General features: G+C 42.5%; 10 protein-coding genes and 1 pseudogene. 5 read left to right on the forward strand and 6 right to left on the reverse strand.

The features are described 5' to 3' along the window. Nucleotides 1–202 precede the first annotated feature (202 nt). From ACWATR_RS03920 to ACWATR_RS03935, 4 genes are all read left to right on the forward strand, one after another. The gene (locus ACWATR_RS03920) at nt 203–1,234 is read left to right on the forward strand and encodes a FecCD family ABC transporter permease (RefSeq protein WP_460329701.1); all 1,032 of its coding nucleotides are present in this window, start codon (nt 203–205) and stop codon (nt 1,232–1,234) included. Then, nucleotides 1,231–2,271 carry a FecCD family ABC transporter permease gene (locus ACWATR_RS03925; protein ID WP_460329703.1) on the forward strand — a complete coding sequence of 347 codons (1,041 nt, stop codon included), beginning with the start codon at nt 1,231–1,233 and terminating at the stop codon, nt 2,269–2,271. Before ACWATR_RS03920 ends, ACWATR_RS03925 begins: the two co-directional genes overlap by 4 nt. 129 nt (nt 2,272–2,400) lie before the next feature. Next, a complete protein-coding gene (locus ACWATR_RS03930) occupies nt 2,401–3,243 on the forward strand; it encodes an ABC transporter ATP-binding protein (RefSeq protein WP_460340181.1) in 843 nt (280 codons plus the stop codon). A gap of 61 nt (nt 3,244–3,304) precedes the next feature. After that, nucleotides 3,305–5,125, forward strand: a complete 1,821-nt coding sequence (locus tag ACWATR_RS03935; RefSeq protein WP_460329705.1) for an ABC transporter ATP-binding protein — start codon at nt 3,305–3,307, stop codon at nt 5,123–5,125. Nucleotides 5,126–5,326: 201 nt separating this feature from the next. Here the strand turns inward: ACWATR_RS03935 and ACWATR_RS03940 are convergent, their stop codons facing one another. From ACWATR_RS03940 to ACWATR_RS03955, 4 genes and pseudogenes are all read right to left on the reverse strand, one after another. Then, a complete protein-coding gene (locus ACWATR_RS03940; RefSeq protein ID WP_460329707.1) occupies nt 5,327–6,280 on the reverse strand; it encodes an iron-siderophore ABC transporter substrate-binding protein in 954 nt (317 codons plus the stop codon). A gap of 14 nt (nt 6,281–6,294) precedes the next feature. Next, nucleotides 6,295–8,886, reverse strand: coding sequence for a TonB-dependent siderophore receptor (locus ACWATR_RS03945; RefSeq protein WP_460329709.1), 2,592 nt, complete (start codon nt 8,884–8,886; stop codon nt 6,295–6,297). A 100-nt stretch (nt 8,887–8,986) separates the two neighbouring features. Next, nucleotides 8,987–9,985, reverse strand: a complete 999-nt coding sequence (locus ACWATR_RS03950; RefSeq protein WP_460329711.1) for a helix-turn-helix domain-containing protein — start codon at nt 9,983–9,985, stop codon at nt 8,987–8,989. 211 nt (nt 9,986–10,196) lie between these two features. Further along, a pseudogene (locus ACWATR_RS03955) lies at nt 10,197–10,556 on the reverse strand (ATP-binding protein); the annotation flags it as partial. A gap of 228 nt (nt 10,557–10,784) precedes the next feature. Here ACWATR_RS03955 and ACWATR_RS03960 point away from each other — a divergent pair. Next, nucleotides 10,785–11,315: a DM13 domain-containing protein gene (locus ACWATR_RS03960; RefSeq protein ID WP_460329713.1), complete on the forward strand. Its 531-nt coding sequence runs from the start codon at nt 10,785–10,787 to the stop codon at nt 11,313–11,315. Between the two features lie 154 nt (nt 11,316–11,469). Here ACWATR_RS03960 and ACWATR_RS03965 read toward each other — a convergent pair whose 3' ends face one another. Both ACWATR_RS03965 and ACWATR_RS03970 read right to left on the reverse strand, forming a co-directional pair. Beyond that, nucleotides 11,470–13,932: a single-stranded-DNA-specific exonuclease RecJ gene (locus ACWATR_RS03965; protein ID WP_460329715.1), complete on the reverse strand. Its 2,463-nt coding sequence runs from the start codon at nt 13,930–13,932 to the stop codon at nt 11,470–11,472. A gap of 567 nt (nt 13,933–14,499) precedes the next feature. Then, complete coding sequence (locus tag ACWATR_RS03970) at nt 14,500–18,171, reverse strand: DUF4912 domain-containing protein (RefSeq protein ID WP_460329717.1); 3,672 nt, start codon at nt 18,169–18,171, stop codon at nt 14,500–14,502. Nucleotides 18,172–19,097: the final 926 nt, after the last annotated feature.

Genomic DNA, 19,097 nt, shown 5'->3' on the forward strand with positions numbered 1-19,097 from the left:
TTGTTGAGAAAATATCTCAAAACTGTAATGACATCCTTTATTCCGTTTAAAAAATGCGAAAAGGCTACATGATCATGTAATCTATATATTTATCAAGAAAGATTATCAATTCTAATGATTAAAAAGCTGTTAAATATTGAGAGTGCCTATTGAAAACAACTAACCAGCAGAGCGTAATAGTTTCCAATGACGGCAGGATCAAATGATAAAAGCAACTACACTCTCACCTAGAGAATTGAAAAAGCCACCCATTACAGCCTTCTTTGGTCTGGTTTTGGGACTATGTATGCTACTAATTTGCTTGGTGTACAGTGTGACGCTAGGTGCAGCAGAAATACCTCTAGGTAAGATTTTGGCATCTTTTCTAGCTTTTGATGGTTCATACGATCACTTAGTTATTCAAACTGTGAGATTACCGCGATCGCTAATTGCTATCCTTGTAGGTTCATCTCTGGCTGTATCGGGAGCATTGATGCAGGGTTTAACGCGAAACCCCTTAGCAGATCCAGGTATTTTGGGTATTGAATCGGGAGCTGCTCTTTTTGTAGTTGTCGCAACTTTTATTTTTGGTAGCTCATCCCTAAATGTTTATGCTCTTGCGGCATTTCTAGGTGCGGGAGTAATAGCGGTGTTAGTTTACATCCTTGGCTCTCTGGGACGGGGAGGAGCCACCCCACTGAATCTGACAGTAGCAGGAGCGGCGTTAACTGCTCTGATTTCTTCCTTCACTACCGGTATCCTCATTGTCAGTCAACAAACACTCGAAGAAGTTAGATTTTGGTTAGCTGGTTCATTATCTGGTCGAGATTTTAATTTATTCTTACAACTACTGCCTTTCGTCGGCATCGGATTAGTAGTAGCTTTTGCCCTCGGCAGACAAATTACCACTATGAGTTTAGGTGAAGATGTCGCTAAAGGTTTGGGTCAGCAGACAGCTTGGATCAAAATATTGACCGCTATCAGCGTAGTTTTACTAGCAGGAAGTTCCGTCGCTCTTGCAGGGCCAATCGGCTTCATTGGTTTAGTCGTTCCCCATATAGTGAGATTTTATATTAAAGCCGATTATCGTTGGATATTACCTTATTGTGCAGTTTTAGGTGCGATTTTACTCTTGGTCGCAGATATTGCCGCCCGTGTATTGCTCAAACCACAGGAGTTACCTGTAGGTGTAATGACAGCAATAGTTGGCGCTCCTTTTTTTGTCTACCTGGCTAAGTCGAAGGTGAAAAAATGAGTTTTGATTGGCTAGTCATTCGTTCTCCGGCGATATCTTTCCGAATTGACCGACGTGTACCAATCATACTGCTATGTTTGGCAGTAGCGATCGCAGTAGCGATGGTAATAAATGTCGGGCGTGGGGAATATCCAATCTCGCCTTTAGATATCGTGAAAACTATATTGGGTTTAGATACAGGAAACCCAGACCATCAATTCGTGATTCAAAATCTACGTCTACCCCGCACCCTTGTAGCTTTTATGGTGGGAATGGCGCTGGCAATTTCTGGTACTATCTTCCAAGGGCTGACACGTAATCCATTGGCTGACCCAGGTATTATCGGCATCAATGCTGGGGCTAGTCTGGCGGCAGTTACAGTAATTGTATTATTTCCCTCAGCACCAATTTACACCTTGCCATTGTCGGCTTTTGCTGGTGCATTGCTGATGGCGATTTTGATTTACTCGCTGGCTTGGAATAACGGTAGTTCTCCGATTCTATTAATTTTAATGGGTGTTGGTTTATCTGCGATCGCCAGTGCCATAACCAGCTTAATGATTACCTTTGGCGAAATTAATGACGTTAGTAATGCTTTGGTTTGGTTAGCTGGGAGCGTCTACGGCCGGACTTGGGAGCAAGTCTTTTCTCTGTTACCGTGGTTAATTGTTTTTGTCCCAATGGCTTTGACACTAGCAAGACATTTGAACGCTCTTAACTTGGGAGATGATGTCGCCAAAAGTTTAGGTAGCCAAGTGGAATGGCAACGTGGTTTACTCGTGCTAGTAGGTGTAGCCTTAGCAGGTGCAGGAGTCGCCACCGCCGGAAATATTGGTTTTATTGGTTTAATCGCACCTCATTTAGGACGACAGTTGGTAGGTGGAACCCATGAAGGCTTGATTCCTACTTCCGCACTCTTGGGGGGAGTGATTGTTGTGATGGCAGACTTGCTAGGAAGAACACTGTTTGCACCTATCGAACTTCCTTGTGGGGTCGTAACTGCTGCTATTGGCGCTCCTTATTTTCTTTATTTATTAATTCGTAACCGCAAAAAATAAGAAGCTGGGGATTGGAGGAGATGTGGTTTAACTTTGCTCACCAACCGACAGATGAGGAGATAGGGGACGCAAATAAAAACAAATGACAAATGACAAATGACAAATGATAAATCTAAAATGGTTTCACTTATGAAAGGACTCTCAACCAAAAGTCTGTCTTTAGCTTACGATGGTGCGCTGATTATCCGTGACCTAAATTTAGCAATCCCCACTGGACAAATTAGTGCTTTAGTTGGTGCTAATGGTTGTGGTAAATCAACATTATTACGAGGTCTGGCAAGATTACTTAAACCCCGTGGCGGTACGGTCTATCTTGATGGAACATCTATTTTTAATCTTTCCACCAAAGAAGTAGCACAGCAGTTAGGTATTTTGCCCCAAGGGCCAGTAGCGCCGGAAGGGTTAACAGTGCGAGATTTGGTAGCACAAGGACGTTATCCTTATCAAAATTGGTTGCAGCAGTGGTCAGCAAAAGATGAAAAAATCGTGCAGCAAGCACTCTTAATTACAGATTTGTTGAAATTAGCAGATAGAGCATTAGATACTTTGTCTGGTGGACAACGACAAAGAGCTTGGATTGCAATGGCATTAGCACAAGATACAGATATTTTACTTTTAGATGAACCGACTACTTTTTTAGATTTGGCGCACCAGATAGAGATTTTGGATTTATTGTATGAGTTGAACCAAAATCAGGGACGGACAATTGTGATGGTGCTACATGATTTAAATCAGGCGTGTCGTTATGCTGATTATTTAGTTGCAGTCAAAGATGGTCGAATTTTTGCGGCTGGGGAACCAAAGCTAGTGATGACTCAAGAAATGGTTCAGGAGGTTTTTGGGTTAGAGTGTCAGATTATCCCTGACCCAGTTGTGGAGACGCCGATGTGTGTACCGATAGGACGCAAGGGAAAAGTAAATAATAAATTTTCTGCAATGACTGATTCAATTTCTACTAAAGACATTGCTTAAAAATACACTTTCTAGTGCAGATTATTTTAACTCACATTCACCTAACTACAAACAACAAACAGTGACAATCACATCACAATCTCCTAGAGTATCTAAAAATCGTAGTAATTCAGCCCATCCTTTACAACGCTTGCTCAACTATGGCGGCCAATATCGTCAACAAATTTGGCAAGCAACAACATTTTCGATCATTAATACGCTTTTAGACTTAGCACCACCGTGGTTGATTGGTACTGCGGTAGATATTCTCGTAAAGCAGCAAGATTCTCTAATTGCAAAGTTGGGAATCAAAGATGTATTTTCGCAATTTTTATTGCTTTCTTTTGTCACTGTCATTATTTGGATATTTGAATCACTTTCTCAATACGCCTATGATATAATTTGGCGTAGTCTAGCTCAAAATATCCAGCATAGTTTACGCTTAGATACTTACAATCATGTCCAAGAATTAGATTCAGCTTACTTTGAAGAAAGCAGCACTGGTCGTTTGATGTCGATTTTGAATGATGATATCAATCAGTTAGAAGATTTTTTAAATTTTGGAGCTAATGACATCATCCAGATTAGCACCTCAATCATTATTTTAACTGTTGGTGCTTTCTTTGTTTTACCTCCTTCTATTACCCTAGCAGTAATGTTGCCCATGCCATTTATTGTTTGGGGTTCATTTACTTATCAAAAGCGTCTGGAAGCCCGTTATGCTGAGGTGCGGGAAAAGGTAAGTTTTTTGAATTCACGATTGGCAAATAATCTTAGTGGAATTAACACAATTAAAAGTTTCACTGCTGAAGATTATGAAAGCGCTAGATTAGCAGGAGATAGCGAAGCATATAGAAAAAGTAACAACAAAGCAATTAAACTTTCTGCCGCATTTGTGCCCTTAATTAGAATGTTAGTTTTAGTAGGGTTTACAGCCTTATTATTTTGGGGAGGAATGGCGGCATATGCTGGTCAAATATCTATTGGTAATTACAGTGTTTTACTCGTTTTAGTACAGAGATTATTGTGGCCATTAGTCACATTAGGAGAAATATTCGACAAATATCAAAGGTCAATGTCTTCTGCCAATCGGATTATGAATTTGTTAGATGCTCCCATCAATATTATTAGAGGAAATATATCTTTAAATGTCGCTCAGGTACGTGGCGAAATTGACTTTAAGCAAGTAACTTTTGCTTATCAAAATAGAGAACCAGTAATTAAAAAACTATCTTTACATATTCCCTATAGCAAAACTATTGCTATTGTTGGGTCTACAGGTTCCGGGAAAAGTACCTTAGTTAAATTACTACTGCGATTTTATGATATTTCTTCTGGAACAATTACTATTGATGGTATTGATATCCAAAAATTAAACTTACGCGATTTGCGTCGCAGTATCGGTTTGGTTAGCCAAGACGTATTCTTATTTCATGGTACGATTGCTGAAAATATCGCCTATGGTACTTTTGATGCTACCGATGAACAAATAATTGCAGCTGCGAAAATAGCCGAAGCTGATGATTTTATTATCCGTCTACCTCAAGGTTATGAGACAATAGTTGGTGAACGGGGTCAAAAATTATCTGGTGGACAACGCCAAAGAATTGCGATCGCTAGGGCTGTTTTAAAGAATCCACCAATTTTGATTTTAGATGAAGCCACCTCAGCAGTGGATAATGAAACTGAAGCTGCTATTCAGCGTTCTTTGGAACGCATTACTGCTAATCGAACGACAATAGCCATAGCTCATCGTCTTTCCACTATTCGCAATGCTGATTGTATTTATGTGATGGAATATGGAGAATTCGTTGAGTCGGGAACACACGAAAAATTGTTGGAGAAGAATGGGATTTATGCTGGTTTGTGGAACGTGCAATCGGGAATGAAAAATCTTGGTTAGTAGGGAAATGAATTAGATTAATGGCGATCGCAATCCTCTGGAATTAGCGGGTAAGTGCGATTCCTGATGATCCGATAGTTTAGAGTCAAATCAAACATATTTTACCAAAGCAAGGTATCCCTTTGTAGTAAAAATATCTTGCTTCACCAGACAAATAGTATCCGGATTTGTAGACGAATATGATGTGTTTGTGGATTTGAGTTAGTGAGCTTTGACGAGGTATTTAAATAAGTCATCAATAACTGCATCAGTTCCCAGCATATTTGACGCAGCCCATGACATAAAATCAACATAATAAACGTGATTGTTTTGGACAGCTTTAAGAGTTTTCCAAAGTGGATTTTGTTGTTTTTTTATTAAAAATTCACGTCCGTCTCTAGAAAAAGTGGTAACAAATAAAATATCGCCATCTGCTTTTTCTAATTCCTCTAAAGAAATTGGAAATGCCCCATAGGGCGCGTCAATATTTTGTGAAGTTGGACGTTGTAAATGAGCATCACTAATAATTGAGCCAGCATAGGAATTTCTAGCATCAATATTTATTTGGTTGCGACCTACATAGATGAAGGATATTTTTTTGTTTTGATAGCGATTACCTATTGCTAGTTTGAGCTTATCTATGCGCTGATGGTAGTTTTGCCAAAGTGCTTTTTCATTCTCTTGCTTACCTAATACTTCAGCTACAAAGCTTAGATGTTTTTCCCATCTTGAATAATCAAGTTCACCTAATACAGTAGGAGCAATTTTGGATAATAAAGGATAAATTGGCTTGAACCAATCTAAACCGATAATTAAATCTGGTTTAAGTCGTAATGTTGCTTCTAAATTCGGTTGTGAAAGTCCGATTAGTTTTATTCCCTTTGTTTTATCCTGAATGTATGTCAAAGAGTTTGTTTCTATCTGAACTTCGTTAGTAGTACCGATGGGTTTGACACCGAGAGCTAGCACATTACCTAAAGTAGATATAGATAAAGTGACAACACGCTGGGGGTTTATAGGAACGCAGGTTTCCCCCATTGTGTGCTTAACCATGCGACATTCTGCGGTTTGTTGTTTAGGTAAAGAGGATGTATTGTGAGATATGAAATGATGGCAACCTGTAACTAGAGTAAATCCCAAGATGCCTAATATTAACCAACAGAAAAAACGTCGCATGATTTTCTTAATTATTAAAACGTCCAAGAAACTGTTCCTTGAACTGTAAAAGGTTGTCCGTAGTTAACGCGAGTAGAACTAGATCCGTTTTCAAAATATTCTAAATCAAAGAGATTCTTGAAATTGAGTCCGATTCTCAATCTATCTCGGTTATAGAAAATAGCTGCATCAGTCCGCAGATAGCTAGATATATCGTAAGTATTTTGCAAATCTCCAGCGCGATCGCCTACAAAAAACAAGCCTAAGCCAAAGCCTAAACCTTGTAAATCACCTCTTTGAATTTGATAGGTTGTCCATAAATTAAAAGAATGGTATGGAGTATTGGGCAATTGGCTTCCCACTTGAAAAGTATTATCCTCAGTAATCCGAGCATCGGTATAAGCGTAACCAGCAATAAAATTCCATCCTGGTAAAACTTCTCCCGTCATACTCAGTTCAATTCCTCGGCTGTTCTGCTCGCCTGTTTGAATTTGAAAACCAGGATTATCGGGGTCTTCTGTGGCAACATTAGTACGGGTTAAATCAAAGAGTGCCAAGGTTGCTGAAAGTCGATTATTTAAATCTGCTTTTACCCCAACCTCATACTGAGTTCCACGTTCTGGCTCAAAGGAAGGGTTGCCAGAAAAGAATGTACCACCGACGGGAGTAAACGATCGCACATAGCTAGCATACAGTGAGATCGCCGGGATGGGTTGATAGACTATCCCAAACCGGGGGCTGAATGCACTATCCGATCCGGTGCTTTCTGTATTATCAGCGAAGTTTTCATACTTCTGATTAAACGTATCAAACCGTCCGCCTAATAGCACCTTGAAGTTATCTGTCAGGGTAATCTGGTCTTGGAGATAAATACCTAACGACTCGGTGATGTTGCGATCGCTAAAATCACCGAAGGTAATATCACCTAGCGGTTGACCATACACCGGATTAAATATATCAATGGTTGGAGTTTGGCGCAGCAGAAATCTCAGCGTAGCGTTGGTTGTCCGATTCAAATCAACTCCAAATAGTAGCTGATGCTCAATTGAACCAGTCGAGAATTTGCCAATCACATTTGTCGCTAGAGTATAAGACTGACTTTGAAAGTCAAATTCTCGGTAGGTTCGATTAAGTGTGCGGTTGTCTGCGTTCAATTGTCCGGGTAACGTTCTTTTGTCTTTGGAAGTACGAACATTGAAGGAAAAAGCGTTGCGTAACGACCAGTTGTCATTAAATTTGTGTTCGAGTTGGTATCCCGTCCTGATCACCGATCCGTCTATGTCGTCGGTCGGTTCACCAACGTTGCGATTACGGGGTATTTTACCATTGGGGTTCGGCAATACAGAGCCAATGACGGGTACGAAAGGCATAAACCCAGAATCTCTGGTCTTGATATAGTCGCCTTCTAGGGTAAAATTGGTGCGATCGCCAAAAGCAATACTAATCACCGGGGAAATACTGAAGTTATCGCTATTGTAGAAGTCGATGAAACTGCCAGAATTTCTATAGGATGTGTTCAGGCGATAGAGAACCGTTTTTTCGTCATTCAATGGCCCCGATAAGTCCAAAGCTCCTCGATAAAAGCTATAGTTGCCAATGGTTACCTCAGCCCCATAGAAAGGTTCGGGCAAGGGACGTTTTGTGACGATATTGATACTACCCCCCGGATTGCCCAAGCCAAATAACACCGACGCGGGACCTTTGAGGATTTCAATCCGTTCCACATTGGTAAGTTCCACCGATTCCCCTGCCCCTGCGTCCACCTGTCCGTTGCGGAGTAGGTTATTGTTGAGAGCTTCAAAGCCGCGAATCCTGTAAGTGGCATAGGGGCCTGAGTTGAAATCCTGATTGATCCCCGGCACATTTCTGATCGCATCATCAAGGCGAGTAATATTCTGATCGCGCAATACTTCCTGTGGTATTACCTGAATCGATTGGGGAATGTCGCGCAAAGGTGTATCTGTTCTTGTCCCAGTTGAGGTATCCGTTACACGATAACTATCTTGTTCCCCCGTCACCACCAACTCAATCGGCTCATCCGGTTGTGCTTCACTCGTTGGCTGTTCTGTTTCCGGTGGCTGTGGTGTTGTCGCTGTCTCAGTTGCCGCCACACCGAAAATTAAACCCTCATCACTATCAAATAGCTCTACTTTGGGAGGACTGGCTGCACCTGTGACTGTTAACCTGATAGTATTAGCATCGAGATTAGTTACAGTCACTACCGTGATGCCACTAGCAGGATTTTCTTGGCGAAACTCACTACCAGATGGCAAATTTAACTGAGCATTGGGAATATCTGCAATCAGATTATTTCCCTCGTTTTTACTTACAGGCTGCAACTTATCTGAACCTGTAGCCTCTAAAATTACTTCTAGTTCCTTGTCTGTTGGCCTTAGCTTTACACCCGTTACCTGAATTATCCCTTGGGAAAGCCACTGTTTAACCGTAGTTGCTGGGCGCTCAATTTCGTTTAAACGAAGAATTTTCTGATTACTTTTAACCGCAGTTGCCACGGGAGACGTATTTGGATCAGAATTAGTAAAACTTGCTTCTGCCCCGGCTGGCAAGGCAACTAATCCCAAGAAAGAGCCAAGCATCAACACCTTTAACCAGCAATAATTTGACATCAATGCTCACACCATTAATAAGAATCAGTTTCAATAAACTACAGCAAAAATCGGTGTGGCAGAAGACTCATCCGATAGGTAGACGGAATTTTTTCGATAGCTAAACGGAATTTTTTCGTAGTTTTTGGTATTCCTTGGGGTTCATGCCAAACTGTTTGCGGAATGCAGCCGCAAACGGACTGCGACTGGTATAACCCATTGCATGAGCAATTTCGGTAATTTTCATCTCTCCTGTGTCTAGCAGTTGTCTTGCTTGTTCAAGTTTGTAGTGACGCAGATAGCCAAATACTGTTGTTCCAAAACAGGAACGAAAGCCGCGTTTAAGGGTGCATTCATTTAAACCAACTCGTCGCGCTAATTCATTTAAAGATAGTGGATTGTCCAGCCGTTGCAGTAAAATTTCCCTAGCGTTGTGAATTCTATTTACTACATCTGGTTGCAGAGGCTCAATATTACTTTTGCCGTCACAAATTTCAATCTCTTGCCCTAGCAGCATTCCCATCAGTTCCAGCACCTTACCCTCTAAGTACATCCGTTTGGCAATTCCCCGATAGGGACAATGCAAAATTTGCTGTGCTACTCTCTGCATGGGTAGGGTTGCAGCTCCACAGCGATGGTACTTCAGTTGATCATAGGGTCGAATTAAGTGCTGTAACTCTTTTGGTAATTGCCCTTCACTATCGCCAGTAAAGGAACGCAGCAACTCAGGCTGCACTGTAAATTCCACCTCAAGGAATGGCTGTTCGTGATAAGTTTCGGATTTTATTTTAGGAGTTAAACCACTGCCGTGGAAAATATACTGTCCGCCACAGATGGATGTATATTGATCCTCGTGTCCCCCGGTAAAATGGAAGTGGTAATGTAGCGAATGTTCGGTTTCTGGGCATTCAAAAATTGTGCGATCGCATAATTGCAAGTCACCAATGCATAGATCCAATCCTGGACGCAGTTGGATTTCCCGCCAGTAGCCCTTTCCCAGTAGCTTTGGGTAATTGTAGATCAGATCCAACCCATCATCGGGGTCTGGATGTTGGGAACTATCAACCTTTCCCTGATGCAGTAACTCATCAAAGGCTTGGCTGGAGATGGAGATCGTCATAGTTAATACCACTGAAAAGAAAGTAAAATTTATAACAAAATTTATATGGAAGGGCTAAATCTAAGTCAAATTTAGTTGGAGATAAATAAGAAATATTTCTAATATTGTTGCATAAAATCACTAGTACAATTACCTTAACCTCTCACCGATGGTCGCGGAGTGTCTTGCAAGAAGTCTCATCTAAATTACTACCTCCTCCCTGCTGTCTCCTTCACAAAACTACCGATAATTGGACACTCACGGTAGTTCCTGTCAAGAGGTCAGAAGAGATTAACAGTTTCCCACTATGAGCATTGACGATGCGTTTGGTAATAGCCAGTCCTAGGCCAGTGCCACAAGGTTTTGTAGAGAAGAATGGTTGAGAAAGTTTAGCGATAACTTCCGATGAAATTGGCTCACCGCCATTGTTGATATTAATGTAAACTTTATCTATATGCCAATCCACTTTCCATTTAACGATATCTCCTGGTGCGATCGCTTCGCAAGCATTACGGACAATATTGATAAATACTTGTTTAAGTTTGTCCTGATCTCCCAAAATTTTTACTGTAGGTGATGCCGGAATAAATTCAAACAATTTAATAAGTAGAAATGCAGCCCAGGAACGATTCAAAAGATTCAATATTTGAAAGTTTAGATTTTGCTGAGAAATCCATAAGAATTTTTTAAACAAAATCTCAGCTTTCTAGATATTAATTCTTAGATATGCATAATTTATGGACTAATTATTCAAGCAATAATTGCTTCAAAGTTCAACTAAAAAGCTATATTGTTGATTAATTATTGAGGTATTTGAATCATGAAATTCAGAATTTTATTAATCCTAAGTTTTTCTTCTATTGTCATGGTTAGCTGTACTCCAGAAGTATCAAGTAATCAATCTAAGGAAAGTGCGATCGCTGTGAATACATCTGTTCCTACATCTTCAACTCCGGCGAAGTCTTTAGCCTCCTCAGCACAGTCTCAAAGGTCAACTGCTACCAAGTCAGGCACTTTTGTTTCTGGAGAACATCCAACGCAGGGAACAGTCAATATTACAACCAAAGACGGTAAATCATTTCTAGAGCTTGAAGAGTCATTTAAAACCTCTGAATCAGGCCCGGATTTAGTAGTAATTTTGCATCGTTCAGATAATGTAATTGGTTCAACTAAGCCACCAGCTTATTCTTTAAAAAATGGCGACTATATTATTATTGCTCCATTAAAAAAATATAGTGGCGCTCAAACATATTCTATTCCTAATAATATCAATTTAGCAGATTACAAATCTGCTGCTATCTGGTGTCGCAAGTTCAATGCTACTTTTGGTGCTGCTAATTTGAGTAGTTAACTCATCCCCCGGCTTGAAGCCGGGGGATTTCGAGTCATTGGTCATTAGTCATTAGTCATTGGTGCTAATGACTAATGACCAATGACTAATGACTAAATCGGCGGGCGGCTATCCCGGACACCCCTCAAAGGGATGGGATTCCCGCCGATTTTCGTTAATTGTCGTAGCTGGCGATCGCAATAATAGTAGATAAAGGCACTTCCGCAAAATACTGTTGCTGAAATTGTTCTTCTCGGACAGCAGCTAAAAATCGTGCAACGGCTGCGTCAGCAAGGTTTTCGGCACTATCGCTTGGATGCCAGGTGATTTGCAAAGAACGGTCTTGTCGTGTGACTGTAAACCCTAAATATTTTAAAGCTTTGATTCCGACAAGTAAGGTTTGGTCGCTGATGCCAATTTTCTCTAAAAGTTGTACGCGGGTAACTAGTTGATTTGTGCGACTGAGATATTTGGCAATTCCTACAAGAGTTAGCCAAATTTGATTAGGTGGTTGGTGCTTGGGTTTAGACCAAGCGATCGCTAATTGTTGCTGATTGTCAACCCCAGACCCAGAGCGGCTTGTCATTAAACATCGCCGCAACCACATACGTAAATCATCCCAATTAGTGGGACAATCTTCAATAATTAGTGGTGTTAGCGGTAGCGGGGCGTTTAGCCCGTGCTGAGTGGTGTTAGCGGTAGCGGGGCGTTGAGCCAGTGCTGAGTGTTCCTGATTCCGTAAGTCTAGGATGAAGGGTGTTAGGGATAGCGGGGCGTTAAGTGCTGAATTAACAGAAGAACGCACAGCAATTAATCTGATTTCATAACGTTTTTTGAAGGTGTTGTAGTCTAATTCTGCTATGCAATCACACCTTCCTATGGGCAATTCATCTTTGTAGTGTCCCCACCATATACCAGGAAAAGCACTTCTGCTGGAATCATCTCGAATGTCAAACTCAGTTTTAATGTACTGTACCTTTTTTCCTTGCCAATCTTGCTGATTGCGATGCCAAGAATTTTCAAACCAACAGTTTTGAATTAGCAATTTCGGAACAGGATTACCCATTCCACAAGGTTCTAGTAGTTTCAGCTCTAAAAATAACTCTTTCCCCAAGTCTGCGACTGTCACCGTCAAGTCTGCTTGTACTGTTGGCGTTAGGGTTGTACTACCTAAAGTTTGCCGCAACTGCTGATTAATCGCCGCTGTAAATAAAGGAATATTTTCCACCAACAAACTCAAACCCGCTGCAAAGGGATGTCCCCCAAAGCGGTGTAACAAATGTGCTTGGTCTTTTACCAGTTGGTATAAATCGACAGAATTTACCGAACGAGCGGAACCCCTTGCAAGCAGAGGGGCAGAGGGGCGGAGGGGCAGAGGAGAAGAATTGCTCCCCTGCTCCCCTGCTTCCCTGCTTCCCTGCTCCCCTGCTCCTTCCGTACTTAACAAAATCGTTGGGCGACCTGTTTCTTGTGCTACCTGTCCGGCGACTAAACCCAATACACCCGCAGGCCATTGGGCATCTTCTAAGACTATGACGCTGGTGGTTGATAAGTCTAATTGGGTGAGTTTTTGCGCCACTTGTGCTTGCACATCTTTTTGTAAAGATTTGCGACGGGTGTTGGCGAGTTCTGTAACTTCGGCTAGTTCGTTACAACGTTTGGCATCGCGGCTAGTTAATAATTCAACGCAGAAACTAGCATCACCTTGAATGCGGCTAACGGCGTTAATTCTTGGCCCCAAACCAAAGGAAATATCTGTGGGGCGATCGCCATTTTTCTGGCACAATTCTAATAATCGCCCTACCCCTGGACGCCGCCGCGCTGCTGGTGGCTGTTTAAAATCTTCTTGCAGTCGTTGAATTCCCATCTGTGCCAAGTAGCGACAATCTCCACTTAACTGCACTAAGTCGGCAATTAATCCAACTGCAACTAAATCTAATAAATCCTCTAACGGATATTTCGCAACATTAGGCAGGGTTTGATACAGTGCTTCCACCAACTTATAAGCTACCGCCACCCCAGAAAGATTAAATAACTGATGTTCCCTTGGTAAATAACGGGGATTGATAATTGCTGCGACGGGTGGGCGTTCGGCGGGTAAGGTGTGATGGTCTGTAACTATTACATCTATGCCTAACTGTTTGGCATAGATAATTTCCTCAAGGTTTGTACTACCTGTGTCGCAAGTAACTATTAATTTACAACCTTGTTTTGCTAAGTTCTCAATCCCTTGCTGATTAAGTCCGTGGGATTCTTTCAGGCGATTGGGAATGTAGTAAATTAACTGAGTATTTTGAGCGAAAAACTGCCCCAATCCGTCCCAAAGTACAGATGTGGCGGTAATGCCATCAGCATCGAAGTCTCCCCAGATGGCAATTATTTCTTTAGTATTGCGTGCTTGTTGCAACCGGGCGATCGCCAGCTGCATTTCTTGCCCAAACTCAAAGGGACTCTTTGGTTGATAAGCTTTATGGTTGATAAAAGCTGTTAATTGTTGATTATCTTTAATTCCTCTTTGCCACAACAATTGCGCTGCATACAGTCCACTTGATGCAGGTGTATACTGTTTCACCGCTTGGATAAACCACTCTGGTGGTTGTTCACTTGCAGATATAGTCCACTGCTGTTGTTCTGGCATAGAAATACATCTTGGTAATGAAGCCTACACTCTAGATTTACCCCCCTTAATCCCCCCTTGCAAAGGGGGGAAATATCTGGTTCTCCCCTTGGCAAGAGGGGGAGTTAGAGGGGGTCAGAAGGACTAGGACTTGTATGTACACCGTAGCCCCAGGGGATTAAGGGGAGCCAGTGCGGTCTTCCCCAAGTGGAGCATCTGGCGTGTGGGGTGCAATGACTATGGGAATTATAACTAATTATGCGGACATGATATTAGGTACAAAAACCCTAACCTGACGTGAGTTCGACAAGTCTTATTTGGCCTCTCCCCCAACCCCTCTCCGACACGGAGAGGGGAGCAAAAAGCTGAATTTTTCGTTGCTCCTCCCTTTCCGTTTCGGAGAGGGAGGTTGGGAGGGAGAGGTTCATCGAACTCACGTTAACCTGCGTAGATTGGGTTGAGGAACGTAGCAAGATCCCCGCAGGGTAACCCAACAACTAATGCTTGATGTTGGGTTTCACTTCCTTCAACCCAAGCGTATTACTTTTAAGGGGAGAATCGGGTTAGAGAGGATAACTCAGGGTAATGTTAGCTTTCGGAAGTTTCCTGGGAGAACTTCTTATGGATAGTTCTTGTGGATTCCCCATCAGCAGCTACCGTTATGAGATAGTCCATTAAACCATCTGAGAAGGGGAGACGTAAGTGGAAAGTACCATCGGGTTTGATTTTGATGGAATGACCACCAATGTTTACGCTTGTATTTGGTTGGGTTGCTCCGTGAATAATCAACTCAGCATCGGCCACAAACCAAAAATCTCCGTGGGGATGACTGAAGACACGAACGTTAGGTGAACGGGCTATGAGTAACCAACGATCGCCATCAGCGATATAGCCAATTTCAACCATGTAGTCGCGATCGCTAACAGGAATTGCCACAAAGCGATCGCGTGCTACCTCTTCACATTCATACTGCTGTACAAGCTGGGGACTTTGATAACTCAAGTCAATTCCAGTCACATCGTAAAGCCGCACTACCAATTGGGAACCACCCTGTTGTTGCAGCACTTCCTTCTGAGCCTGGGAGATGTACCAAGAGACATAAGCCCATTTGGGAGTGCGGGGTGTGAGGGCAATATTGCTCTCTTCTTCACTGCTCTCTTCTTCGCTGATCTCTTCTTCTACATCTACCAAGTCAATAGCTGTTTCGCTTGTTAACGCTACATTTTCAACGGTGGAATCTGTTGTGGGATCTGGATGAACAGGACTGAAAACACGAACGATCGCTGACTGGGCAATGAATAACCAGCAATCGCCATCAGCGACATAGCCAATTTCAGCTATGTAATCGCGATCGCTGATGGGAATTTCCACAAAGCGATCGTGTGCTGTCTCTTCACATTCATACTGCTGGACAAACTCAGGACTTTGATAACTCAGGTCTATCCCAGTAACATCATAGAGCCGCACTAGCAATTGAGAGCCGCCCTGTTGTTGCAGCGCTGCTTTTTTGGTTTCGGAAATCTCCCAAGAGACTTCAGCCCATTGAGAAGTGCGGGGTGTGAGCACAATACTGCTCTCTTCTTCACTGCTATCTTCTTCACCGATCTCTTCTTGGACATCTACCAAATCAATATCTGTTTCATCTGGAATTGCTACATCTTCAACGATGGGATCTGGATAGATCGGACTGAAGACACGAACAATAGCTGAACGGGCAATGAATAACCAGCGCTCGCCATCAGCGGCATAGCCAATTTCAGCTATATAGTCGCGATCGGTGACGGGAATATCCACCAGACCATCGTCTGCTGTCTCTTCACATTCATACTGCTTTAGAAGCTGAGGACTTTGATAACTCAGGTCAATGCCAGTCACATCGTAGAGCCGCACTACCAATTGATAGCCGCCTTGTTGCCGTAGCGCTGCTTTCTTGGCTTCGGAAATCTCCCAAGAGACATAAGCCAATGTATAAGTATGTGGTGTGAGCACAATATTGCTCTCTTCATCTGCATCTACCAAACCAATACCTGTTTCGGCTGCAATTGGCTCATTGTCAACCGTAGTATCAGTTTCTCCTTGGGCATCTGATCCCAAAGTGGTAGCCCAGGCTCCCATCCCTGCACCTGCTGCTAAAGCCGCAGCGGTGGCAAAATCTGTGGAGTCAGCTTCAGCCACACCTTCCCCAATAGTCGGTTCTGCTGGAGATGTTTCTTCTGGGAAATCGATGGTGGGTTCGGCTGCGTCCGCCACCACATTCAATATATCTTCTGGAAATGGAAATTCTGGCAAATTTAGCAGTGAGGATGTGTCTGCTGCTGACGGTTCCACATCGGCTGCGACATCGGCTGCCACTTCCCCAGACTCCGGTAAGGGAAATTCATCTACTGAGTCTTCAGTTGAGGTAATACTATCTAGCCAGTTCAATTCTGCCTGAAGTTCCTCATCTATCTGATCTTCATTAACTTCTGTGTCCCAATATGCAAAATTAGATGTTACTTCTGGCACATCTGGTAATTTTGGAAGTGGGGCTGTTACGTCAGATGAAGGCAGTTCTACATCAGATGCTTCTTCTGGAATATTAGCCAGATGAGGATATGGAGTATTAACTACAGCTGCTGGGGCTTCTATGTCCCATGCAACTTCATCAGACTCAGGATTGCTTGCCTCAGTATAATTGTCTAGCTCAATTGTCTCATCAAGCGGGATTATTTCTGTTTCTTTGTTAGTAAAGGCAGGCCAGGTAGCCGCCCCGATGCCCGTTGCTAGAGCCGCACCACCAGTTAAAGCTGCGGCTCCTAAGTTGTTATTGTTATTTTGCGATCCATTAGCAACACCTGAAGTTGTGCCTTCATAGAGATTAGAAGTGCCATTAGTTGCCTCTTGGACTAAATTTGATGTCCCCTGAGTAGCATTCTGGGTCAGGTCAGATTCTGTTTGAGCATAAATATTGAAAGGAGTGCGATCGGGGGTTTCTTGCTCTTGGAATTGCGGTACTGGCTGCTCCTCAAGCATCGCTCCATTCAGGGAGGAAGCTGTGCTCGATGCCAGCACAGTTGCTTCTCCATCCTCTGTGTTGGGTGGATGAGGATTTGATTCTGGTAAGTTGTCTGTTTTCTCTGTGGGTAATGAGCGTTTTCCCAGAGTCCACCATAGTAAGGCTCCAGCTACACCCAGAAAAAAGACAGGTAGTAGCAACCAAATTGGTGTTTCTTTGTTGACAATTGGACTGTTTTGTGCAGGAGCAGCCGCCACAAAGGGTTGTTCGCCAAATACAGAAGCACTGGCACTAGGGGAAGGCGTAGCCGCTGGTGTTGTCTCGGCACTGGGGGAAGGCGTGAGAGCAGGTTGTAATACTCTGGTTGCGATCGCCTCTGCTTCAACAGTCATCGCTTGTTCTATAGCCTGTTGTCCTGGGGGTGCTAGGGTAAAGCCGAGAAAATCTACTGTGTTTAAGCTGGGATTTTTTTTGTAAACGTAAACTAAAGGTTGCGAGAAGGGATATCTAGCATCATCTGGCAAAGCTTGATGTAATTGCAGAACTCGCACATCTTTGAGCTTCGATACCTGATTCGCTAACACATAGCTGATGCCATCTTTGCCTAGTTCTTTGATGACTTCTGCGGTATCATCCTCAGTTAGTTGGGTAGCATTGGCTCCTGTCGCAAACTCAGCCGTCTTAAAGGCTGGATAGGTACGAAAAGTATTGCGAGTTTCACTTGTATTAGGGTGATCGATTAACCTAATCTTCCCTGAAGGCCCTCCCAGTTGTGACCAATTTGTAATTTGTCCCCGGAAAATCCGGGCAAATTGCCTACTAGTCAAACTTCCTTTGAAAGGATTATCTGCACCAACGACGATCGCAATCTTTTCACGGCGCAAGCGAACTTGCTCTAGTCCTTGGGCTTTTTCTGCTGGCGTCAATCCACGCCCCATTGCTACTATGTCAACTTTGCCATCTAGCAAATTTTTCAGTGCCGTATCAGTGCCGTTGGCAGCAATTTCAACTTTTGTGCCGGCAAACTGTTTTTCAAAACTTTCTTTCAGGCTTTGGTTGATTGCACCCAAGCTATTTGAACCATCAATCCGCACTGTTGATCCATTCTGCACTGTTTGTGGCAGTGCAAAAGAGGGAGTTTCAGGTGTAGATTGTGCCAGCATGGGTTCTGATCCCATCAGAGTTGCTGCCATTGGGGTCGTAGCTAAGGCAACCCATAATACCAGCCTGACTATCGAAGTATCTTTTTTTTCTTGTTGCCACATATGCCCATTATTAAAGTAAAAAATAGAAAGCCTGCCAGTCCTAAATCGCGATCTTTTTAAGGATGATGGAGGAGACGCGCTAATTATACATCTGAGTTATCTTTAGTTCTAATTACTTCAACTTACTTGTGCTGGTTTATACTTCGTTTTAGCTTGCATAGGATGATAATTTATACTTTAATTGCCAAAGTCTGTTTACTATAAATTCTTCTAAGTTATATTGCAACTTATACCAAGTTAGTAGCTTATGGCCACAATTATGAATTATTGAATTACTAAAACTGGTAAAGTGTAGCAAATTCAATATTTTTTAACAATATTATTTTCAGTAGTACTGAGTTCTGAGTATCTTCTTGTCTTAAATAAGTACTCATGCAAGACTTACGCAAAGAAAAGCCGAAATACCCTGCGGGTTTGCTGAAAGCGTTCTCGTAAGTGTAGCCGCTTCTCTACGAGAGGCTGTGCCAACGCGTAGCTTGCTTTTTTGCAGGAGTATGCATCTACATGAATTGCCCCAGAGCGCCTATAGGTTTAGGAAAGAACAAATATGAATGTTTTGAAAAACCACATCTGCCGTAGGGGCAATTCATGAATTGCCCCTACGGCGTTGATTGACTATAAAAGAATAATTAATAAAACCCATTATACAAAATTGTGGGTTTTCGAGACACGACAAATCACTGTCTCTACAAGACGCGATAAATCGCCGTCTCTACAATTTTTTTGGTCTTATCTGTCTGTATTGTAACAAAATCCTAAAAAAAACTTTTTTGGTGAGTCCATACCATGATTAATTTGTACAGTGCGTAAGTCCTAGCTCAATACTATCGGTTAAGGGGAAAAGGGAAAAAACCTTTAACCTTTTCCCCAAAGCAAATTCTGAGTTATAAATGCAAAACCCAAGCAGTATTGAGTCCTAGCTAATT

This window comes from Nostoc sp. UIC 10890, assembly GCF_054786515.1.

Bases quoted from the DNA above. Each gene is read 5' to 3' on its own strand.
- ACWATR_RS03920 (WP_460329701.1), top strand. From the start codon at position 203: ATGATAAAAGCAACTACACTCTCACCTAGAGAATTGAAAAAGCCACCC.
- ACWATR_RS03925 (WP_460329703.1), top strand. From the start codon at position 1,231: ATGAGTTTTGATTGGCTAGTCATTCGTTCTCCGGCGATATCTTTCCGA.
- ACWATR_RS03930 (WP_460340181.1), top strand. From the start codon at position 2,401: ATGAAAGGACTCTCAACCAAAAGTCTGTCTTTAGCTTACGATGGTGCG.
- ACWATR_RS03940 (WP_460329707.1), bottom strand. From the start codon at position 6,280: ATGCGACGTTTTTTCTGTTGGTTAATATTAGGCATCTTGGGATTTACT.
- ACWATR_RS03945 (WP_460329709.1), bottom strand. From the start codon at position 8,886: ATGTCAAATTATTGCTGGTTAAAGGTGTTGATGCTTGGCTCTTTCTTG.
- ACWATR_RS03950 (WP_460329711.1), bottom strand. From the start codon at position 9,985: ATGACGATCTCCATCTCCAGCCAAGCCTTTGATGAGTTACTGCATCAG.
- ACWATR_RS03960 (WP_460329713.1), top strand. From the start codon at position 10,785: ATGAAATTCAGAATTTTATTAATCCTAAGTTTTTCTTCTATTGTCATG.
- ACWATR_RS03965 (WP_460329715.1), bottom strand. From the start codon at position 13,932: ATGCCAGAACAACAGCAGTGGACTATATCTGCAAGTGAACAACCACCA.
- ACWATR_RS03970 (WP_460329717.1), bottom strand. From the start codon at position 18,171: ATGTGGCAACAAGAAAAAAAAGATACTTCGATAGTCAGGCTGGTATTA.